7 protein-coding genes are annotated in these 5,545 nt (G+C 58.8%); 2 read left to right on the plus strand and 5 right to left on the minus strand.

Going from position 1 to position 5,545, the window contains the following annotated elements:
* Nucleotides 1-196, minus strand: a 196-nt coding sequence (locus AC2FNB_RS20290; protein ID WP_496748585.1) for a hypothetical protein, incomplete at its 3' end; no start/stop codon positions are given.
* A gap of 555 nt (nucleotides 197-751) precedes the next feature.
* Nucleotides 752-1,636 (minus strand): ArdC family protein, encoded by an 885-nt coding sequence (locus tag AC2FNB_RS20295; RefSeq protein ID WP_496748586.1) that lies wholly within the window; start codon nucleotides 1,634-1,636, stop codon nucleotides 752-754.
* 489 nt (nucleotides 1,637-2,125) lie between these two features.
* Between AC2FNB_RS20295 and AC2FNB_RS20300 the strand changes: the two genes are divergently transcribed.
* Nucleotides 2,126-2,710: a T4SS efffector SepA family protein gene (locus AC2FNB_RS20300; RefSeq protein ID WP_496748587.1), complete on the plus strand. Its 585-nt coding sequence runs from the start codon at nucleotides 2,126-2,128 to the stop codon at nucleotides 2,708-2,710.
* Nucleotides 2,711-2,833: 123 nt separating this feature from the next.
* Nucleotides 2,834-3,679 carry a DUF3800 domain-containing protein gene (locus AC2FNB_RS20305; RefSeq protein WP_496748588.1) on the plus strand — a complete coding sequence of 282 codons (846 nt, stop codon included), beginning with the start codon at nucleotides 2,834-2,836 and terminating at the stop codon, nucleotides 3,677-3,679.
* Nucleotides 3,680-3,720: 41 nt separating this feature from the next.
* Here AC2FNB_RS20305 and AC2FNB_RS20310 read toward each other — a convergent pair whose 3' ends face one another.
* The 3 genes from AC2FNB_RS20310 to AC2FNB_RS20320 all read right to left on the minus strand — a co-directional run.
* The gene (locus tag AC2FNB_RS20310; RefSeq protein ID WP_496748589.1) at nucleotides 3,721-3,984 is read right to left on the minus strand and encodes a hypothetical protein; all 264 of its coding nucleotides are present in this window, start codon (nucleotides 3,982-3,984) and stop codon (nucleotides 3,721-3,723) included.
* A 35-nt stretch (nucleotides 3,985-4,019) separates the two neighbouring features.
* Nucleotides 4,020-5,312, minus strand: a complete 1,293-nt coding sequence (mobQ, locus tag AC2FNB_RS20315; protein ID WP_496748590.1) for a MobQ family relaxase — start codon at nucleotides 5,310-5,312, stop codon at nucleotides 4,020-4,022.
* Nucleotides 5,313-5,316: 4 nt separating this feature from the next.
* Nucleotides 5,317-5,545 (minus strand): hypothetical protein (locus AC2FNB_RS20320; protein ID WP_496748591.1); only part of this gene is annotated, 229 nt, incomplete at its 5' end.

The raw sequence follows: 5,545 nt of genomic DNA on the forward strand, positions 1-5,545 counted from the left end.
GTTCGGCCAGTGCATCGAACAAGAGGACGTCATGCTGCTTGATCCGGATATTGAACTTGCGGTCACTCTTGGGCTTTCCAGAAGAACTCTGATCCGAGGCTTCTGGAAACATCTCTGGCTTAACCCGTAACGTGAACTCTCCGTCCAGTACCGAACCCTGATTGACGGAAAAGGACCTTACGTTCTGATCACTCATGACCGCACCCTCTTCGTGTTCGGATAAACTGTGATCAAGGTGTCACCATCTACAACAACCGACGCACCACCCCGCCGTGCGAGCCGCTCCAGCATTTTCAGTTCATCACGCTTCTGCCGAAGCAAAGGCTCGATAGCCCTCTTTGGCAGTTCGAGACGGTCTCCCCGAGCGTTCCACTCCCCTACCTCCAAGATAGTCCCAACCATTTCTTCAGAGATGCCACGCTGGCGCATCCGGTCTTCCATATGCCTTGTATGCATGCCCAAACTCCTTAGCCAAACATTGCACCTGTTATAGTAGCCAGAATTTGGCTATGTCAACGATATAAATTCTGGCTCCCCCTTTCGCTCCACAAGTGCTGCGCAGTCTTTCGCTAAAAGCGATGGTTGTCGGGCATTCCATGCCCGTCCGCGCGAAGCGCCGGGCCGGTCGGCGGGTAGCCTTCAGGTTGCCCGCCGACAGGTCATCCTGAAACCGCCATCACTTGGATCACGCCAGAACGCAAAAGCCCCCGTCTGCTGACGGGGGCCTCGATCATTGCGGCGGTGCGGACTGTTACTCGGCGGCCATCCGGTCGGCCTGCGCGGTGCGGTCCATGATGTAATCCACGGCCTTCTGCGCCTCCGACGCGGCCCGGAAAATTGCGCGGCTGTCTTCCTTCATCGCCTCAAGCCATCCTTCGACATAGGCCGCGCTCTGATCGAATTCAGGCTCCACACCGATCTGCGCGCAAAGCATGCAGTTTCCGATTTCAGCGACCAGTTCCTCGAACGCGTAAGCCTTGCGGTCATTGAACCGGCCCAAACGGTCCAGCCGCTTTGTCGCGCCTGTCCAGTGGATTGTCTCATGGGCCAAGGTGCCAAAGTATCCAGCCGCCCGATAAAACGTGCCAATCGGCGGCATGTGGATGCGGTCGGTCGTGATGTTGTAGTAGGCGCGCGGCTCATCGCTCACGTCGATCTGCGCGCCGGTTGCGGCAAAGAACGCCTCCAGTTCGGGGTCGGCTACGGTGCCAAGATCACGGGGCGGGTCAGGCAGGATATAGAACTCGGCGGGCAAGTCTTCGATCTGGTCAGCATTGAACACGCGGTAGGCCCGCGCATAGGGGATTTGCCGCTCCTCGCCATTCTCGTCCTCGCGCTCGACGGTGCCGTATTTCACGACCGTCGCGGATTTCTCGCCCTTGCGGACATGGCCCCCAAGCTGCTTGGCCTGATTGAACGTCATCCAGCGGGCTGAGCTGTAATCCTTGGCCATCGCGGTCGCCCAAAGCATCAAGATGTTGATGCCCCGATAAGCTTCGCCGTTGAACCGTTCCGGCAGGCTGACCCCTACCCCGCCGCCAGTCCAAGGCTTGCGCCAGGGCGGCGTTCCCGCCTCGATCTGCGCGATGATCTGATTGGTGACATGGGTGTAAACGTCAAACTTCTCTTTGGTCATTTGTGACCCTCCTTCGCGTGACGCGGGCCGGGTCCCTTCCCCTTTCCGCCGATGGGCGGGCCTTCCTGTTCTGATCTTTGGAATGCCCATGCATTCCGAAGGGCAAAGCAGGTAAGGGCAAAGCCCGTCCTGCGGCCTGGCGGGGCCGTGACAACCGGGTGGAGGGCGTGAATTTGGGAGGGAACCGCGCGCCTCGCGCGTGGGAGGAACCGAGATTCTCGACCGGAACCGACGCCACCGGCGGCGCTTGTCGGTTTTCTCGGACCTGCCGGGATGGCAGGCGGATCAACAGGATTTGGAAACTGTCAGGGTTGGGGTGAGCGGGCGTCAGCCCGTCGATCCCCTAACCTGTCTATCGGTCAAAGCGAAACCGGCACGCTGCCGGGATCACACATCCCACGGCCTTTCCAAGAGATATGTAACATAAAATCTTGAAAATCATATTTTCCATGTTACATATAATCTAGATGATCATTTGAGGAGATAGCCATGATGCCCGTTGTACGCGTAAATGACGCCACTTTTGTTGACCTCAAGTCTGTGGCCACATGGTTAGGGACGGAGACACCCTCCCTGACCATCGACCGTCTTGTTCGGGAGAAAATGGAGCAGCTCGGCCTCGAGCGCGATGGCGCATCGGAAGATGTCGTCGCGCACGAAGCCGTGAGCGGAACTCCCGACAATGGAGTTATGGAGTTTCGTTCCGCACCTGGCCTCTCGTTCACACGGTTGCTCGACGCCTCAGTTGGCGGTCAAGCACTTGCGAAGGCGAACTGGTCAGGTGTGCTGCTGAAGGTAATTGCTGCAACCAAGAAGAAAAGTGGGATGGATGCGAAAGCACTCAGCCAAGAACTTCAGGTTCCTTCAAAGCCGCATGAGTACGGCTCTGAAGGCTACAAGTACCAAGCTGAACTTGGCATCTCGATCCAAGGACAGTCCGCACAGGATGCTTGGAAGGAAATCCACCGCCTCGCGGAGAAGCACAGCGTACCTGTCGAAGTGCGCTTTCAATGGCGCGAGAACGAGAAGGCTCAGTATCCGGGTAGGATCGGAGTCCTCCGCGCAGGAAAGTGAACTGGCACATTGTCTAGCCAGCCGCGCACGTGACTGGCTAGACAGTTTTTCAGTCAAACCGAACCACCTCGGCCTTTGAGGAATAAGAAAGCGGCATCGACCGGCAATAGGTACATAGTAGCCATGAAATTTGTTTATGTAGATGAAACCGGTGATCAGGCCCAGTCTGATATCTTCGTTCTGGCTGCCGTCGAAATCGACGCCATCCGTCTCAACAAATACAGTCGCATTTTTTCGGAAATGATCGACGAGGTGTTTGCGAAGCATCCTGGAAAACCACAAGATCTGAAGACACAAAGGTTCCATCGTGGTGCTGGCGGGTGGAATAAGATCTCCGGGGAAGATCGTAAGGCTTTCATGCACGCTGTGGTGGACGAGATCGCCACCAGTTCAAAAGTTTACGCATCTGCAATGTCCTTTGAAAAGTTCAAGGCGACCGATCACAAGGCGTTTGGTTATCCTGATGTTTCACATAGCTACTGGATCGCCAACGCGATGTTCGTCCTTTCACATGTGCAACGCGAACACTGTGACGATCCCAAAAACAAGGGTAACTGCGTGATCGTTGTAGATGACAACAAGGTTGAGCATGCCAACATGGCAGAGCTCATCTTCCAGCCTGACCCTTGGTTCGATGATTTAGCCTTCAAAGCCGCGTTCCTGAAAGCCAAGAAGCGTCCGAAGAGCTGGGAGACACGCCGCTTCGATCAAATCGTCAACACGCCCTTTGCGATCAAGTCAGAGCATGCATCGACTATTCTTGTGGCCGATCTGGCCGCATTTGTTCTGCGCCGATACATCGAACTCAAGACGGATGATGAGGCCTTCAAGGGTGAAAGGGGTTTCTTCGAAGCCTTGTTTGCCAAACTAAAGCCAGTCATCAAGCCTCACAAAAACTTGCAGAAAAAGACCCAGGCCTATGGGTACTACCAATCCTTGCAGCCAGATGGCTGGGATTTTGCGCTGTAACTAGTAAATCCGACATAGCCGCGCAAACAGGACAAAAGTGCCTATCCCGGCTTCTGATCGAACAGGATCACCCTCCCGTCGCCATCGTCCGGATCGTTGACCAGGACAAACGGCACATCCGCCCCGTCCTTCTCATAGAGACAGCGATACTTCATCTTGCCGTCGAGCGGATCGCGCACCTGGTCATAGCGGTAGCTGTACGGAATGCGCTTCTCGATCCAACCTTCGACACCTGCGGGCGTCACAAGCGATAGTGGTTTGCCGTCCAGCAAGATCGTCTTGCCCACGTTGAATACTTCATACATCCGATCCGTCTCCTCTGTCGTTTCACCGAGCTGCGCTACAGGCTGTGGCCTTCGCCACGATCCCTGTCCCGCGTGTTTTCGTTCTCGTCGTCACCGCGTTCCTGTTCGCGCTCGTCCTCGATCTCCAGCTTTTCGCGCGGCTTGTTCAGCACGTCCTTCAGACGCTCGTTGACGGATGGCTTGCGCGCCTCGCGCCCGGCGTCCTCGCCCAGATCATACTCGCTGTGACCATCAAGCTTGTGAACCGCCGACTGGCCATCGCGACCGGCGTCTTTCTCCATGATTTCTTTCAGCCGCTCCCGTGCATAATTGCGGCCTTCCGGCTTCGGCGTGTCGTCCTGGTCCCGTGACCGGCCCACGACACGCGCCAGCCGCTCCCGGAAGTCATCCGGGTTTCGCTCGCGGTCGCGATCTTTCGCGGTCGCAGCCCTGAGTGCTGCCAGACCGGCAGACACACGGCCCTGCCCGGCCTCGCGCTCGACCCCATAAGTCTCACGCGCGATGTCCAGGCGTTCGCGCATTTCGCGGAACGCGGCGCGGGCCTGGCGAGCGGCATGCACCACGGCTCCGCGTTCGGTGACAGGTTTGTATTCCCGTCCCTGGCGCTCGGCCATCGCCTTCGCCCTGCGTTCCATGGAATTGGCCGCTGGCCCCAGCTTCAGCTCCGGGTCGCGGTCAAGCTCCTCGGCGGAGAGTTGATCACCCCGCTCCAGCGCCGCCTCGCGCTGCGCTTCGAGCGATCGGTGATCGACGCGCTCCACCTCCCCTGCCCGCTCCAGCGCGCGGTTCTGTAGATCGGCCCAGAGGCCGCGCATCTGCTCGATCTCGACGCCGCCGGTCTTCGCGGAATCGAGTACGCGCGTCTTGGCCGTGAAGCCCTCGGCTTCCAGCTTGCGGGTGGAGGTCAAAACATGGGCATGGTGGTTGCGCTGATCGCCCTCGCGGTGCGGCGCATGGATCGCCACATCGACGGCCACGCCGTAGCGGCTGACCAGTTCCTGGGCGAAGTCGCGGGTGATCTGTGAGCGGTCCTCGGCGCTGATCTCGGACGGCAAGGCCAGCTCCCACTCGCGGGCAGTGACGGAGTTGCGGCGGGTCTCGCTGGCCTCGACCTCGTTCCACAGACGAGACCGATCCGTCGCCCAGTCCGGGGCGTCCTTCGGGGTCAGAATGAAGGTCTCCTCGATGCCCCGCTTGCGGGTGTAATCGTGGACACGGCCTTCACGCTGGCACTCAATACGCTCCCCGACACGGTAGGCCGCGGCTGCCGTGGCAGAGCGCCCGGCGCTGCGTTTGATCGTCTTCACGGAGAGGTGGTAGCTGGCCATTGCCCTACCCTCGCCGTCGAAGCGAACGATCATCGCGCGCGCTGCTGCTGACCCCGGCCCATGCCCCAACATGGTCCACCGGGTCAGCCGTCTTTTGCATGAAGAACCGCGCCTCGCCCCGGCGCGGTACGAGTGGAAAAGACAGCCCGCCCGAAGCGAGCCTTTGGCTTTCTGAGGCGCGGGCTTGCCAGTGATGTGCCCCCAGATCCCCAGCCTCATGGGGGGCGGGATAT

It is taken from the genome of Ruegeria sp. BHSB058, assembly GCF_059613285.1.